Genomic DNA, 14,941 nt, shown 5'->3' with positions numbered 1-14,941 from the left:
GGCACTTGAAATCCGGTCTAAGGAGTGTATCCCCATACAGAAGACGGTCAACGTTAACCCTCCTCCGTTTGCAGGCAAACCACGGCGCAAGGGTTCGACACAACGCACGAATTTATCTATTGCAACATGGGAGGGTGTACCGGCAATTATTTTGCAGACGTTGCTGGGAGGCCCATTTTTAACCGGATTTCTGCTGTACCTTGGGGCCGGGTCAAGACATATTGGCTTTGTGCTCGCCATTACGACGTTTGTTAATATCGCCCAGATTGGAGCAGCTTACTGGATGCAGCGCATTCGCAGCCGCAAACGCATGCTTGTATTGTTTGTGGGGATGCATCGCATCCTGTGGAGTTCAACGGGACTGATTCCGTTCCTGTTTCCCAAGGAGTGGTGGGTAGGTATCTATATTGGTGTGTATACGGTTGCATTCATAGCCAATACAATCGGCGGTATGATCTGGACCTCGTTGATTGGAGATATCGTTCCTGCCAAGGTGAGAGGGCGTTATTTCGGAATTCGAAACACGATTCTGAACGCACTTGGAAGCGTATGCTTATTTGCAGGAGGCATCGTTCTGGACCGTTTCCCCGGGGAGATGGGCTTCTTAATCCTGTTCGTTCCTGTGTGGATCTGCGCGATAGCCAATACGGTTATTTATTGCTTTTATCCGGATGTACCGTTTGAACGTTCAACTGAAAAGGTTTTCTGGCGCATGTTCAAGAAGCCGTTTCAGGATCCTTCCTTTCTGAGGGCTGCCCTGTTCCTCGCGGCCTGGTTACTGATCCAGACGTTGATCGTTCCGCTATTTTCCTACGTAATGCTTGACCTGCTTAACATTAATTATCAGACGGTATCCATAATCACCGTGGTTCAGACGCTCGTCATGATGGCCGGATTCTATATCTGGGGCAATCTGAACGCGAGATTCAGCAACAAAACCTTATTGTTTTGGACATTGCCGATCATCGCACTCTCCTGTTTGTCATGGGGATTGATGTCGTTTATGCCTGTTTTGATAGCGCTTTTTTTATCCCATATTTTTCTCGGTATTGGTGTGGGTGGATTCAACCAGCTCGCCTTTAACTTCACTATAGGAGATACACCAAAAAGCGAAAGACCGATGTTTGTAGCCGTATATTCGGCTATGACCGGAGTGACCTCGTTTCTTGGACCGCTGATTGGTGGCTGGTTGTATGAGAGAATGGAAACCTGGCCAGACGCGATGAATTGGGTCTCCGCCTATGGCTTCCAAGTGGGTGTTGGTGCAGCGATGCTGGTTCTTATGTTTACGCTTGGACGTCGTGTGCTTCTGAAATAGAAATATGTGGAGGGATGTACTTGGAGAATCACGAACGGCAAGCCCTTGTGATTGGAGCCACCGGGCTTGTGGGTGGACTGCTGGTACGCAGCTTGCTTCAGAATCCGGCTTATGGTCGGATCCGTGTATTGGTCAGACGTCCGCTAGAATGGGAACATCCAAAGCTGGAGCAGCATGTCGTGGACTGGGAGCAACTAGAGGACCAAAAAGATCTATTTTGCAATATTGATGACTTATATTGCTGCTTGGGTACAACGATTAAAAAAGCCGGAAGTCAGGATAACTTCCGCCAAGTGGATTTTCACTACCCCGTGAAAGCTGCCAAACTTGCCAAGGAGCACGGTGTATCCCAGATGCTCGTCATTTCTTCCATGGGAGCCGATGCCGAGTCACGTGTATTTTATAGTCGAACCAAGGGAGAGATGGAAGAGGCGTTATCGGCTGTCGGTTTCCGTTCACTGCATATATTCCGTCCGTCGTTGATTCTCGGAGATCGCAAAGAAAAACGGTTGGGTGAGCAGTTGGCAGCTCATGTCATGACGTTTCTGGATCGCTGGATGAAAGGCAGAGTGGATAAATATCGGGCAATCCAGGCTGCAACCATAGCTCGGGCCATGATGAACATTGCACTTGTTCAAACCAATGGAAACCACGTCTATTCTAATGACGTCATCCATGTGCTTGGTTTGGATGAGTCCTGAGATATGGATGGTTTGCCCGTATTGAAATGAGAGCTAAGGATAGACGTTTCTTGCCTGGACGGGATCATGGTATAATAAGCTTCAAAAATGAGTTCGAGGCTTGTCTCCTCTCGGTGGCAGGACAGCGAACATGAAGGAGAACTCATCCATGAAAAAACCAATCTCTACCGATCAGGCACCAGGCGCCATTGGTCCATACAGCCAGGCTGTTGAAGCAGGCGACTTCATCTATACTTCCGGTCAGCTTGGCCTGAACCCGCAAACAGGAGAATTCGGAGCTGATGTACAGGAGCAGACTCGTTTGTCCCTGAGCAATGTGAAGGCCATTCTTGAAGCAGCAGGCACGAGTATGGACAAAGTTGTGAAAACGACTGTTTTCCTGAAAGACATGAATGATTTTGTTCCGGTGAATGAAGTGTACAGCACATTCTTCGAACAGCCTTATCCGGCACGCAGCGCAGTTGAAGTTGCTCGTCTGCCGAAGGATGCACTTGTGGAAATCGAGGTCATTGCCCTCAAATAGGGGAGACTGATATTTGCCAAGCAAGGAAAGATACATAAAAAGCCGATTTCTGGTTATATGACCGGAATCGGCTTTTTTTATATGGCCAGATCGGGATTAATCCCGATCCTGATTACGGGCGAAGAACAACCATACCGCATAAATGGCTAGTACGATCGCAATGATAATTGCCGTATAATATACGGAGGTAACGTCTTTTTGTTTGAGTGCGATGGCAATGTATGCCCAAGTAAAGACAAGTGGGTATACACTATCCCGGTAAGGGAAGCTCACAAGTACAGCCAGCACTAGGCCTACAATTAACATAATGATGGTCCAGGCAGGTTCGCTGAGTCCGAAGCCATCCCAGCCGATTTTATATAATAATACAGCCGCATTGATTATGGTTGCCACGCTCACCCACCCAAGATATATACTGAACGGCAGCTTCACGAGCCAGATTTCGGCAGTTGTGGGAAGGGTGATTGCACGCGTTTTTACATATAGCATGATCAGGGACAACAGAAGCAGAACGATGACGACTAAGGCGAGACCGATTTTGAGATTTTGAAAAGCAAAGATCCACGCTACATTAAAGGCACAGCTTGCTAGAAACCAGTAACCGAGGCGGGTAATAGAGTCCCTTTTCCAAGAAAAGGGAACAAACTGATAGATGACAAAGCCAGCGAGCAGCAGATAGATCAGTCCCCATATGGAGAAAGCATAGCCTGCAGGTGTGAGCAATACAGGGTACATATCCGATACTTCCTTGTTGGTCCTGCCTCCGATGGGCAGTGCGTTGGAAAGGTAGTTTACTACGATAACAGCGATAAACCCAATCGCGTTTAACCACTTGTACGGATTGTTACGTGACATTGTGTTTCCTCCTTGGTTTAACAAAAATGAATGAACCACGGGTCAGTCTACAATGAATATACCCAGTTCTTTCGCATTCTAATAAGAAGCCGCAAAAAATTCACAGGATCGTTGTCTGCTATCCTGCAGTTTGCCGCTCTCTTATTCGCTGAGTTACGTCTCAATGTACGCTGGTTGAAGTGGAAATATGTTCACTTTGAAGGAGGAAGAAGGTTGTTTACAAGAGAAACGATGGAGAAGCAACAAACGTGGTTTTATGTCGTTGCCCTGTTCGTGGGAGCAGCGATTGGGCTGGGCACCCCTGATTGGGGATCAGCGCTGCATTATACGGTTTCACCTGTGCTTGCCATCTTGTTATATAGCATGTTTGCACAGATTCCTTTTTTACAGCTAAAAGAATCCTTATCCAACCTGCGATTTATTGGAGCTTTGCTGGTCGCTAATTTTATCGTTGTACCTGTGGTCGTGTGGTTGTTAACCTTGGCGTTTCCGCAACCTCCTGCCGTGCTCATTGGCGTTTATCTGGTACTGCTAACCCCCTGCATTGATTACGTCATTGTTTTTACACAGCTGGGTCGAGGCAATGAGAAACTGATGCTGGCAGCAACGCCAATCCTGTTTGTTATACAAATGGTCTTATTACCGGTATATTTGTGGCTGTTCATAGGGAAGGAAGCGGCACAGGTCATGCAGGTGGGGCCTTTCGTGGAGGCCTTTCTATTCTTGATCGTCATTCCGTTGCTGTTGGCTATTCTTACGCAAGTTGTGACTAAAGGCAAAAAGGGAGGGGAAAGGGTGATGGATGTAACCGCCTGGCTGCCTGTACCCATGATGGCTCTGGCATTAATTGTGGTTGTTGCATCGCAGGTCGGGAAGGTCTACAATGATTTTGCTGTAATTGTGGATGTTCTGCCCATCTATATTATTTTTCTGATGGTTATGCCCTTCATCTCACGAATCGTTGCGGCTCTATTCCGGTTGGATACAGGCGCAGGCAGGGCCGTTATTTTCAGTGCGGGGACCCGAAATTCACTTGTCGTTCTGCCATTGGCACTTGCATTGCCCGAAGAGTGGTCCACAATCGCTGCCGCTGTGATTGTAACTCAGACGATCGTCGAACTGGCGGGAGAATTGATTTATATTCGTATTGTTCCTTCCGTCATACTGAGAGATCGCTGATTCCTTTGAAAAGAAGATCAGGGTGTATTCGTTAAGATAAATTCATTTATGTGAAAAGAAGGAAAGGGGCTATTCCCAGAGTCATGAACATGACGGGATGCCCCTTTTATCGTTTAACGAATCGAGCAAGTTCTATTGGACGAATGTCCACAGTTCCGGCGGCTCATTTAAGCATTTCCGTCAGATAACGTTTTGCGGTACTCCCCCGGTGTGATGCCCTCCATTTTTTTGAACACTTTGCTGAAATACTTCTCGTCCTGATAGCCGACCATCTCCGAGATCTTTGCAATTCGTAGTGAAGGGTTCTGTAACAGCAGCTTGGCGTTATTGATTCGAAGTTTGCCCAAATACTCCGACCAGTTCAATCCGAACTGCTGCTTGAATTTGCGTGATATATATTCGCGACTCAGGTAGAACCGTGCAGCAATCTGCTGTAGAGACAGGTCCTCCTGATAATGAGCATCCATATAACGTGCAATCTCACTCATTGGGTCCGGTGTTGCATGATGATGTGCAGTGAGTGCCTTTCCGGCTGCGAGCAACCGCTGTTCCAGCAGGGAGCGGAGCAAGGGCAGCGATAACAGTCCGTCACGGTCCAAAGGTAATTCGGCGAATGGAATGGATTGTTCTTCTATCGCTTCATCTTCCTCTTTCGGTGGGGCGCCTGCGGCATCATCGAGCCAACGGCCAATCATCCATTCCATTTCATCCACCCATTGCTGTATCTGCTCCGCTGTTACAACATCGAGCCGGGTGATGGGATCCATCCATTCCGCAACCGCATTGGACACGCTGGAAGCGCGCCCGCTCATGGACGCGAGTCGTAAGGACTCCTCAAAGGTGGATAACCGGAGCCCCTTGTTTCCGATGGAGGACTCCAGTGTATCGTGAATACACTGCTTCGTTTGCAAGGCATTACGTCGCCACAACCGCAAGCTTGCTTCCTGATATGCTCCCGAGGTTCCCGTAGGGTAAAACTCGCAGCTGGAGATACCAAAGTGAAGACGGCGTTGGATGGTTTGTTCAAGTCCATCATTCACTTTCTCAAGAATGGATTGAAGTGACGAGCACTGACCCCAGTACAGGAGAACGACCTCATCCGGTTGATCAAGCTGGCGGAACACGACACCTTCGGCAGGTGGGGATAACATCTCCGCACAGATATTCAGCACGGAGAATACGAGCAGATCAGGCTGACTGCGATATTTTGCCAAACATTGTGCATCCAGATGGGAAAGACTGGTGACTGCCACACTGCAACGGTCGATCTGCTTGGGCAGATTTAATTCATCCCTCAGCCGCTGAAATTGGGTATTGTTACTCCCGCGTCCGACGACCAGCTCTGTGAGCAGTCTGTCATGATAATGAGGACGCATCTGGTTTACTACCATGGATTGTCTTGTAGACTGCATACGTACCGCATCTGCTTCTTTCCAGGCATCGACTGCCCTGAATAAGGATGAGTTCAGTTCATCTGCTTCGACTGGTTTGAGCAGGTAGTCCGTACCGCCATAACGAATCGCATGTCTGACCAGTTCAAAATCATCATATCCGCTGATGACCAGTACCTTGCTATGCGGGGCATGAACAGATATCCATTCAAGCAGAGCCATACCATCCTTGCCAGGCATTCGCATATCGCTGAGTACAATTTGCGGTTGATGAGCCGTGATGGTAGAGACCGCTTCGTGACCATCTGCCGCTTCATACAAGGTATCAATTCCTGCAGCTTCCCATTGACCAAGCAGCTTAATCGCATCGCGGACGTGTTTTTCATCATCGACAATCAAGGCTTTCATGTTGTTCACTCTCCCGCGTATATTTTGACTATGATCTGCACGCCATTCGGTTCCAGATTGCCGATCGTAAGCGTCGCATTGTATCCCGGAGGTGAGTTCAGTTGGAGCCTGCGCATCACGTTACGCAATCCAATCGACTCGGTCTCGTCTGGTTCCTGAGAGGGGCCGGAAGGTGTGGACGCCAGCCGTAACCAACGCTGAATCTCAGACAACTTGTCTTCCGGAATGCACGGCCCGTTATTTTCCAGTCGAATCTGAATCCAATTGTCAGGCGTTCGCTGACTGAATATGCGTATCCTGCCTTTGCCAGGCTGAACATCGGCCCCATGCTTGAAGTAATTCTCAATTAAAGGCTGCAAGGTCATTCTCGGCATTTCGGCGCGCAAGGTATCTTCGGCAAAATCCAGTTCAACCTCTAAGCGGTCACCGAACCGCTCTTTTTGCAGTTCCAGATAGAGCCGTGCATGCTCGGCTTCTTCTTGCAAAGTGACCCGGGTCTGGTCACGCATGCTGTAGCGCAGCATTTTGGATAGGGAAGAGAGCAGCACATACACCCGTTGTCCTTGCTGTTGAAGCGCCAGTGTACCGATGGATTGCAACGTATTATACAGAAAATGGGGATGAATCTGAGCTTGCAGCGCTTTAAGCTGATTCGTTTTATTCGCAATTTCAAGGCGATATTCCCGCAAAATCAAATTGTTCACCGTATCCATCATATCCCGGAAATGACGGGCCAGCACACCGATCTCGTCCCGACTCGTTAAACGGATATCCACATGCAGGCGTCCTGCCTGAATCTGGTTCATATAACGCATTAATTGCTTGAGCGGTCCGGTGATCCGGATCGAGATAAACAGGGTTGCCACAATGACTAATAACAGTGCAGCAATAGCGATCATGGCGTTATTCCAGGTTAAGGTGGTGGCGCTTGCGTACAGAGTTTCATTTGGAATCTGTTTTACAATGGTCCAGTTTGCGAACGAACTGCCTAATTGCTGGTACACATACATTGAATGATCTTGTTCAAAATGCCCTGATGCGGTCTGGGCTGGCCCTGCAACGGAACGTGCCGAATTCAGCTCGCTTGCCGCCTCCTGCCGTAATTCATCCGTTCCGCTGACCTCCGAATTCCCTTCGTAAATAACCTGGTTTTGATTGTCGATGACATAGATCTGTTCCTTTGCTGGATCATACAGTCTGCTGCAGATTTCGGCAATGGTATCCATGTTCAAATCGATGGCGAGCATGCCCAATCGTTCGGTCGAAGGCACATCCTTGATCACACGGTGAAGGGTAATCACTGTTCTTGGAGGATCATCTGCTGACGCTGCCTTGAAGCCGTAGGAATGACTAAGGTGCGCCGATTCGACCCAGATATCCGGGCTTGTATCGTCCGATTTTCCATGAAGCGAGTCGGAGTAGGCCTGTTTGCGCTCTTCCCGCTTGGGGAAAGGATTTGCAATTAGTGTCGATTGATTGGCAGCAAAGGAGTGCAAATACAGCTGAAATACATCGGGCACAGCCGAACGTATCGTCTGCAAGGTAGTGTATACCTCGGCAACTGCGCGATAGTCGCCGGGGATTTTCGCCAGATTTCGTAGAAAATTCGGATCATTGTACACAGCAAGCGAAGCTCTTGCCACGTTATCCACGTAATTGTTGAGATTGGTAGACGCCTGAAAGATCAGGCGTTTATTCTCGGCAACGGCCTGCTCACGCAGGGCGGTCTTGGTCTGGATAAACGTCATGCTGATGGATGCCAGCAGCGGAATCGTCGTGGCAATGAGCATAAAAGCGATTAGCTTGGTGCGAATGCTGTAGTATTTTGACATCATGACACCCCTTCTGGTTGCAGGTTAAGAAAGGACAATATTTTACCCCAAACTGTTCACCAGGGTCGGTGTTTCCCTGCGCGAGATTGGGGTTTAATAGAACAAGAGACCAATTTCATCCATCTATAGAAGGGGAGAACGATATGAAGCATCGCAAATCTTCACAGCTGTTACAGCAGCTTGTGTTCGTGGGTCCCTCCATCGTCTTTTTTATTCTCATTATCGTGGTCCCTTTCCTGCTTGGCATGGTGTATTCCTTTACCGACTGGAACGGGGTGTCGGCGAACATTCATTGGGTAGGATTCGACAATTTCAAGCAAATTTTCTCGAATGATCCCAAGTTTCTATCTGCGTTTTGGTTTACGGTACGCTTCACCGTGGTTGGTGTAATTTTGACCAATGTTATCGGTTTTTTCCTGGCGTATTTCCTGACCAAACCGCTCAAGACGAGAAACTTTCTGCGCACGATCTTTTTTATGCCTAACGTGATCGGTGGATTGTTGCTCGGCTTTATCTGGCAGTTCATATTTGTGAAAGGGTTTTCAGCAGTAGGCGACGTAACCGGATGGTCCTTCTTCAACCTCCCATGGTTGGGAGACGAGCCGACCGCCTTCTGGGGTATCGTCATTGTATTTGTCTGGCAGACCGCAGGATATCTGATGGTTATCTACATCTCGTCCTTGACCAACGTATCACCCGATCTGCTGGAAGCTGCCGAAATTGATGGTGCCAGCCGCTGGCAGGTACTGCGCAGCATTATTTTCCCGCTCATTATGCCGGGAGTCACGATCTGTCTGTTTCTTGCAATCTCCTGGTCATTCAAAATGTTCGATCTCAATCTGTCGCTGACCAAAGGCGGGCCGTTTGGATCAACAGAATCGGTAGCACTGAATATTTACAATGAAGCTTTTGTAAATAATCGGTACGGCATCGGTACAGCCAAAGCACTTGTGTTCTTCGTAATCGTTGCCATTATCACCATGATTCAGGTGCGTGTAACGAAGAGCAAGGAGGTGGAGGCATAGATGGAAACGTCAAAAAATTATCGCTTCAGTACCATTGTAACCGAGATTGTTATGGTGCTCATTGGATTATTGTTCCTGGTTCCGTTTTACTTCCTGTTTGTCAATTCGGTCAAAACATTCGGTGACCTGCTTACCAATTCGGCCGCTTGGCCGGAGGTGTTCCAATGGGGCAACTATGCGAATGCCTGGGATAAAATTAAATTCCCGTCAGCGCTGATGAACTCGCTCATCGTTACCGTAGTCAGCAATCTGCTGCTGGTGTTGATCAGCTCCATGGCCGCCTACCGAATGGTACGTAGCGATACCCGCTTCAACCGGATTTTGTTCGGTATGTTCATTGCTGCCATGGTGATTCCGTTTCAGTCTATCATGATTCCACTCGTTACCGTAACCAGTAATCTTGGACTGATCGACAGTCTCTTCGGACTCATCATCTGTTATCTGGGTTTTGGTGCACCGATGTCCATCTTCCTGTTCCACGGATTCGTCAAATCGGTTCCACTCGAAATTGAAGAGGCAGCTCGGGTAGATGGAAGCTCCGCCTACGGCGTATTCTTCCGAATTGTATTTCCGCTCATGAAGCCGATGTATGTTACGGTTATCATCCTGAATACACTCTGGATCTGGAATGACTATCTGCTGCCATCCCTGATTCTGCAAAGCTCCAATTTGCGTACAATTCCGATTGCGACCTTTGCGCTCTTCGGACAATATACGAAACAATGGGATCTCGCCCTGCCAGCACTGGTGCTTGGCATCATGCCAATTATCATCTTCTTCCTGCTGATGCAGAAATACATCATTCAGGGGATTACCGCCGGATCTGTTAAAGGGTAAGTACGGGGGTTGGTACCGCTCCGGGATCATGTGCGCTTTTGGTCACTGTTGCTCCTCGGTGGTCTGAATGAATTAAGGCAAAGAAGCCACCGAGGAGCAAAGGCGAGCGCTCCGCTCCTCCAGCGCATCATGATCCCTCCGCTCCGACCTCGCACGGAGGTGTGCAAAGGGAGTCATGCCCGCAAAGCATGGGCCTGACCCCTGAGGGGAAATGATAAAATTGCATCGGGGTGGCTAAAAAATGCAACGAAGCTGTTATACTGAAACTACTATAGGGAGAGTGTATGTATGAAAAGAATGACCAAGTTGACGTTGCTTATGCTAATTGCTTTTTCCGTAATGCTCGCAGGTTGTGGCAACGGAGATAAGAGTGGAAGTCCAGTTAAGACAGATACCCAAGGTGGCGGAGAGGCTGCTGCAGGAGACAAAACCATTAAAATCTTTCAATTCAAAGTCGAAATTGCGGAAGCGCTTAACCGTCTCAAAGCGGAATATGAGTCCTCCCATCCAGGCATCAAGTTGGACATTCAGACCGTGGGTGGCGGCAGTGACTACGGCGCTGCATTGAAAGCCAAGTTCGCTGCTGGCGAACAACCGGACATTTTCAACGTTGGTGGTTATCGTGAACTGGACACATGGCTCGAATATCTGGAAGATCTCTCAGGTGAAGCATGGGTAAAAGATGTGCTTGATGTTGCCAAAGAGCCGATGACCAAAGACGGCAAGCTCTATGGACAGCCGCTGGCACTGGAAGGCTATGGCTTCATTTATAACAAAGACCTCTTCCAAAAAGCAGGCATCACTGAAATTCCGACCACACTGGAACAATTGGATCAGGCTGCACAGAAGCTTCAAGCCGCAGGAATTACCCCGTTCTCCAATGGATATCAGGAATGGTGGGTACTCGGCAATCATAACGTAAACGTGGCATTTGCGAATCAGGCAGATCCGGTGAAATTTATTCAAGGTCTTAATGAAGGTACGGAGAAAATCCCTGGCAATCAGGTGTTCACGGACTGGATGAATCTGCTCGACTTGACCCTGAAATACAGCAACAAAAACCCGCTCACAACCGACTACAACACTCAGGTAACCCTGTTTGCCAGTGGGGAAGCAGCGATGATGCAGCAAGGGAACTGGACGCAGGTACAAATTGATGGCATCGATCCTAATCTGAATCTCGGCATTCTGCCGATGCCAATTACGAATGAACCGAACGACAAATTGTTTGTTGGCGTACCGAACTACTGGGTTGTGAACAAGAATTCGCAAGTGAAACCGGAAGCAAAAGAGTTCCTGGAATGGCTCGTGACATCGGATATCGGTAAACAATACATGACCAAAGAATTCAAGTTTATCCCTGCATTTAGTTCAATTCAAGCATCCGAAGAGGATCTGGGTGACCTTGCAACCGAGATCATGAAGTACAGCCAAGAGAACAAAACATTAAGCTGGAACTTCAACCGTTTCCCTGAAGGTGTTCCACAGGAATTCGGTAGCACGATTCAGGCATATGTGGCAGGCAAATCGGACAAAAAAGCCCTGCTTGACGCATTGCAGCAAAACTGGGATAGTCTGAAAAAATAATCAACTTAGATTAGCTATCCGTATAAGTAAAATAGTGCTGTCTCAACCTTGAATGGTTATCCACATACTAGTATCCACAGGCTAATGGAGCCATTCGCAACTGATTTGGATGAGTAGTCAACTTAAATAGGTCAACCAGAATACAATTCTGGTTGGCCTATTTTTTAGTTCTGGGACTCCGCTATCGCAGATCGAATGAATAGCATGCGAACCTGCTCTTGAAATGTGGATAACTCCATCATATGTAGTGGCCCAACAACCTATTTAACACAGAGTTAATACTATATGTGGATATCCTGTGTGTACAACGTTCTAAATGTGGACAAGTCTGAGAAATTTGGGGCAAAGATCACCTTTTGTTAACAGCATCACTTGTGTTTGTTTAATTAGTACTGTATAGTTCTATTTATGACAAATCAAAAATCGATCTCGTGTTCTATGAAATCCAAAAGTTCCAATCCGGTTAATCGGACCAAGGCAGTCGAAGTGGCCGCTCAGTTATTTTTGCGTCAGGGATACAGCTATGTCAGCATGGATGAGGTAGTGCGGGCAAGCGGGGTTTCCAAATCGAATATCTATTACCATTTCAAAAACAAGGAGGAGTTGCTTCAGGCCGTGGTGCAATACTGGATTGCCCAGTATGAATCGGAGCTATACCTGCTGCTTAGTCAGCGTGAACGAGAGGTCACAGAACGGATCTATTCGTTCATGGCGTTACTGTCCGCTGGCATGGAAGGGCGCGATTATAAAGGCAGTTGTCCGTTTATTACATTGTATATGCAGACACCAGCCAGCGCACCCGAAGTAAAAGAAAGCATAGCCCGCTTTTTCCGTGAGCTGCAGCCGATGATGGAAAAGCTGTTGCAGCAAGGACTGGATCGTGGTGAATTCCGCAAAGGGATTGAACCGGGACCAGCGGCTGCATTATTTATTGCCGCATTGGAAGGGTCACTTGTACTTGCGGAGACTGCGCGTGATACAGGGATTATTGAACAATCAGCACGTACATTTTGTCAGATGCTTCGGTGAACGAAGCTCTTTTTTTGAATATAACTAGTACTAAATAGTACTAAATTAATGGCGATAAAAAGGGAGAGAGATTCGAAATGAGTATACATACTTCATCATTTTCAAACGCAGACCTTAAGACTGACCCCAATCCAGCCAAGAATAACATGGCGACTGAAACGAGCACTATTTTGATGACGGGCAGTACCGGATTTATAGGCAAGGAGGCAGTAAAACAACTTGGGAACAGTGAAGCACAGTTATTGCTGCTTGTACGCTCTGAGTCCAAAGCAAGGATGGTTCTAAATGCATACGGAGTTACGAATTTCAGCCGAATAACCTTTATCCAGGGGGATCTGTCAGCTCCTGGCCTCGGTCTAACCAAAGCTGATCGTGAACGTGCTCTTCAGGCCAATATCATAATTCATGCAGGTGGGACGATGGATGTCACATTGGAACCGAAGGTGGCAGAACAGATTTTTATGAATGGAGCAAGAGGCATTGCCGAACTCGCCGAAGATATCCAGCGCTTACACGGTTTGAGGCACTTTATCCACGTGGTTGGTTTTATGAGTCCGTATGGGAGGGAGGGTTCTCCGTCCATATCTTCAGCCAATGAAGATGTTGGGGATAAGTCGAACAGGCAGAAGTCATGGATTAGCAAAGCCTTCCATTCGGAAAGTGCCTATGAGCATATGAAATTCGAAGCGGACCGCTATATTCGACAGCACGCTGAGCAGCATTCCTATGTATTGTCGGTTGTAAACCCGAGTACAGTCGTCGGCCCATATCCCACAGGTGCAACTGAACAAACCGGAGGAATTGGCATGATGGTACAAGCGATGAGAAGGCATAGAATGCCGGTGATTCCCGGTGGTCTACAGCACTGGCTTCCCCTCGTATCCAATGACGTGGTTGCACAGACTCTTGTTTATCTTACTCAGGACAGCAATCCATCCAGCGGCACATATCCCTTGTTGTCCAGAAAAGCGGACAGTCCGGATATGAAGGAACTGATTCGTTTACTGGCGGCTGAGTTGGATGTATCTGCACCTCGATGGTCAGTGCCCCTGCCCATGATTCATGCAGCGATGAAGGCTGGTGGCACAAAGATCAGCGGGATACCGCCTGAATCAATCGCGTTTATTACCAAACAGGAGTTTGAAGTGCAGCAAACGGAGCGGTTGTTTCAGCGAATGGGACAAAAATTGCCTGAAGTTAGCGAGTTATTACCTTATGTGACAGCAGATTTGGATTATCGTTTCAGCTACCCCTCACAGGAGGATTTGCCTCAGGGTTGGACTCGGACACGTAAGGGCAGTCTTGCGGTGCTGGTCCATGAGGGTGAGGGGGAGCCATGGGTGATTGTTCATGGTTTGATGAGTAGTGCTGACGATATGATCCCGCTGGGAGATGTGTTATGGAGTATGACGGGAAACCCGATATGGCTTGTGGATCTTGCCGGATTCGGGCGTTCTCCGGTTCATCGCAACAAGATAAAAGGGACGGCCTTCAAAGGGCAGGTGGAAGCGGTGCGAAGTGTGCTGGATGAGATACAAGGTCCGGTCAAACTGGTAGGACATTCTGTTGGTGCAGCAATAGCCGCAGCGGTGATGCAGGAGAGCGGGCGTGAAAATATCCAGCTGGCCATGCTGCAACCCGTATGGGGGGCTTCGAAGGACGGAATGCAGCGCCTGATATCAAGATTCTCGAAAAGAATGCTGCAAGGACTGTTATCTCGGATGACTCCACAGCAAGTGGCTGGGCAGTTAAAAAAAGCAGAGGCTTCGGAGATCGATCCAACCCTGCTGGAAGGCTACGCGAGGAGAGCTTCTTCTGGTTTGAAGTCTCCCCGCATTGCAGGAGCGAATGCTGATTTGCTCCACTGGATACAGTCTCATTCAAACGATAAAGTGTCGCAGGCAAGTGCAGATGCGCAGCGCACACTCATGGTCTGGGGAACAAACGATAAGGGATACTCCCGCCCCGAAAATATCCATTCATCCGTTCAACATGTGGAACTGCCCTATGGGCACCAATTTCCCCTGTTTGAGGCGGAGGAAACGGCTGCACTGCTCGTGAATTGGCAAGTGGAGAGACGGTAAACGTCGAATCGAGGTATACAATCTCCAAATTACAGAATATTCGAGGCACCCAAAAATAAAATGTTAAATTATATTACACATACAGTTAGATAAAATGAATGAAAACGTTATTTTCACTCCCATTTATACTTGTCGCACAATAAAACGATGCTCATTTTGGCAAGGCGGTACA

12 protein-coding genes are annotated in these 14,941 nt (G+C 48.0%); 9 read left to right on the top strand and 3 right to left on the bottom strand.

The annotated features are described in order from the left end of the window. Positions 1 to 160 precede the first annotated feature (160 nt). The 3 genes from ACFVQB_RS24100 (at position 161) to ACFVQB_RS24090 (ending at position 2,542) form a co-directional block, all read left to right on the top strand. Positions 161 to 1,318 (top strand): MFS transporter, encoded by a 1,158-nt coding sequence (locus ACFVQB_RS24100; RefSeq protein ID WP_379445505.1) that lies wholly within the window; start codon positions 161 to 163, stop codon positions 1,316 to 1,318. Between the two features lie 20 nt (positions 1,319 to 1,338). Next, positions 1,339 to 2,019, top strand: a complete 681-nt coding sequence (locus ACFVQB_RS24095) for an oxidoreductase (RefSeq protein WP_379445117.1) — start codon at positions 1,339 to 1,341, stop codon at positions 2,017 to 2,019. A 148-nt stretch (positions 2,020 to 2,167) separates the two neighbouring features. Continuing rightward, positions 2,168 to 2,542, top strand: coding sequence for a RidA family protein (locus tag ACFVQB_RS24090; RefSeq protein WP_024632179.1), 375 nt, complete (start codon positions 2,168 to 2,170; stop codon positions 2,540 to 2,542). Positions 2,543 to 2,638: 96 nt separating this feature from the next. Here the strand turns inward: ACFVQB_RS24090 and ACFVQB_RS24085 are convergent, their stop codons facing one another. Further along, on the bottom strand, positions 2,639 to 3,397 hold the full coding sequence (locus ACFVQB_RS24085) for a tryptophan-rich sensory protein (protein WP_379445112.1): 759 nt from the start codon (positions 3,395 to 3,397) through the stop codon (positions 2,639 to 2,641). A gap of 231 nt (positions 3,398 to 3,628) precedes the next feature. On the opposite strand from ACFVQB_RS24085, the gene ACFVQB_RS24080 reads away from it, so the two are divergent. Further along, a complete protein-coding gene (locus ACFVQB_RS24080; protein ID WP_379445502.1) occupies positions 3,629 to 4,576 on the top strand; it encodes an arsenic resistance protein in 948 nt (315 codons plus the stop codon). A 167-nt stretch (positions 4,577 to 4,743) separates the two neighbouring features. On the opposite strand, the gene ACFVQB_RS24075 is transcribed toward ACFVQB_RS24080, so the two are convergent. After that, positions 4,744 to 6,375, bottom strand: a complete 1,632-nt coding sequence (locus ACFVQB_RS24075) for a response regulator transcription factor (RefSeq protein ID WP_379445110.1) — start codon at positions 6,373 to 6,375, stop codon at positions 4,744 to 4,746. A 5-nt stretch (positions 6,376 to 6,380) separates the two neighbouring features. Next, positions 6,381 to 8,210 (bottom strand): cache domain-containing sensor histidine kinase, encoded by a 1,830-nt coding sequence (locus ACFVQB_RS24070; RefSeq protein ID WP_379445107.1) that lies wholly within the window; start codon positions 8,208 to 8,210, stop codon positions 6,381 to 6,383. 140 nt (positions 8,211 to 8,350) lie between these two features. Here ACFVQB_RS24070 and ACFVQB_RS24065 point away from each other — a divergent pair, with 140 nt between their 5' ends. From ACFVQB_RS24065 to ACFVQB_RS24045, 5 genes are all read left to right on the top strand, one after another. Then, positions 8,351 to 9,232: a carbohydrate ABC transporter permease gene (locus ACFVQB_RS24065; protein ID WP_076290579.1), complete on the top strand. Its 882-nt coding sequence runs from the start codon at positions 8,351 to 8,353 to the stop codon at positions 9,230 to 9,232. Next, a complete protein-coding gene (locus ACFVQB_RS24060) occupies positions 9,233 to 10,069 on the top strand; it encodes a carbohydrate ABC transporter permease (protein ID WP_379445105.1) in 837 nt (278 codons plus the stop codon). It begins immediately after the preceding gene. A 288-nt stretch (positions 10,070 to 10,357) separates the two neighbouring features. Next, positions 10,358 to 11,656 (top strand): ABC transporter substrate-binding protein, encoded by a 1,299-nt coding sequence (locus ACFVQB_RS24055; RefSeq protein WP_379445103.1) that lies wholly within the window; start codon positions 10,358 to 10,360, stop codon positions 11,654 to 11,656. A gap of 438 nt (positions 11,657 to 12,094) precedes the next feature. Further along, positions 12,095 to 12,685 (top strand): TetR/AcrR family transcriptional regulator, encoded by a 591-nt coding sequence (locus ACFVQB_RS24050; protein ID WP_379445100.1) that lies wholly within the window; start codon positions 12,095 to 12,097, stop codon positions 12,683 to 12,685. Between the two features lie 77 nt (positions 12,686 to 12,762). Continuing rightward, positions 12,763 to 14,769: an alpha/beta fold hydrolase gene (locus tag ACFVQB_RS24045; RefSeq protein ID WP_379445098.1), complete on the top strand. Its 2,007-nt coding sequence runs from the start codon at positions 12,763 to 12,765 to the stop codon at positions 14,767 to 14,769. The last annotated feature ends 172 nt before the right edge of the window (positions 14,770 to 14,941 follow it).

Origin of the sequence: Paenibacillus sp. NPDC057886 (assembly GCF_042796655.1) — a bacterium.
GTDB lineage: Bacteria > Bacillota > Bacilli > Paenibacillales > Paenibacillaceae > Paenibacillus.
This window is presented reverse-complemented; position numbering and strand designations above follow the sequence as displayed.

What these genes read in the sequence shown, in the direction of transcription:
- ACFVQB_RS24090 (WP_024632179.1), top strand. Translation starts at nt 2,168, where the DNA reads ATGAAAAAACCAATCTCTACCGATCAGGCACCAGGCGCCATTGGTCCA.
- ACFVQB_RS24085 (WP_379445112.1), bottom strand. Translation starts at nt 3,397, where the DNA reads ATGTCACGTAACAATCCGTACAAGTGGTTAAACGCGATTGGGTTTATC.
- ACFVQB_RS24080 (WP_379445502.1), top strand. Translation starts at nt 3,629, where the DNA reads ATGGAGAAGCAACAAACGTGGTTTTATGTCGTTGCCCTGTTCGTGGGA.
- ACFVQB_RS24075 (WP_379445110.1), bottom strand. Translation starts at nt 6,375, where the DNA reads ATGAAAGCCTTGATTGTCGATGATGAAAAACACGTCCGCGATGCGATT.
- ACFVQB_RS24070 (WP_379445107.1), bottom strand. Translation starts at nt 8,210, where the DNA reads ATGATGTCAAAATACTACAGCATTCGCACCAAGCTAATCGCTTTTATG.
- ACFVQB_RS24065 (WP_076290579.1), top strand. Translation starts at nt 8,351, where the DNA reads ATGAAGCATCGCAAATCTTCACAGCTGTTACAGCAGCTTGTGTTCGTG.
- ACFVQB_RS24060 (WP_379445105.1), top strand. Translation starts at nt 9,233, where the DNA reads ATGGAAACGTCAAAAAATTATCGCTTCAGTACCATTGTAACCGAGATT.
- ACFVQB_RS24055 (WP_379445103.1), top strand. Translation starts at nt 10,358, where the DNA reads ATGAAAAGAATGACCAAGTTGACGTTGCTTATGCTAATTGCTTTTTCC.
- ACFVQB_RS24050 (WP_379445100.1), top strand. Translation starts at nt 12,095, where the DNA reads ATGAAATCCAAAAGTTCCAATCCGGTTAATCGGACCAAGGCAGTCGAA.
- ACFVQB_RS24045 (WP_379445098.1), top strand. Translation starts at nt 12,763, where the DNA reads ATGAGTATACATACTTCATCATTTTCAAACGCAGACCTTAAGACTGAC.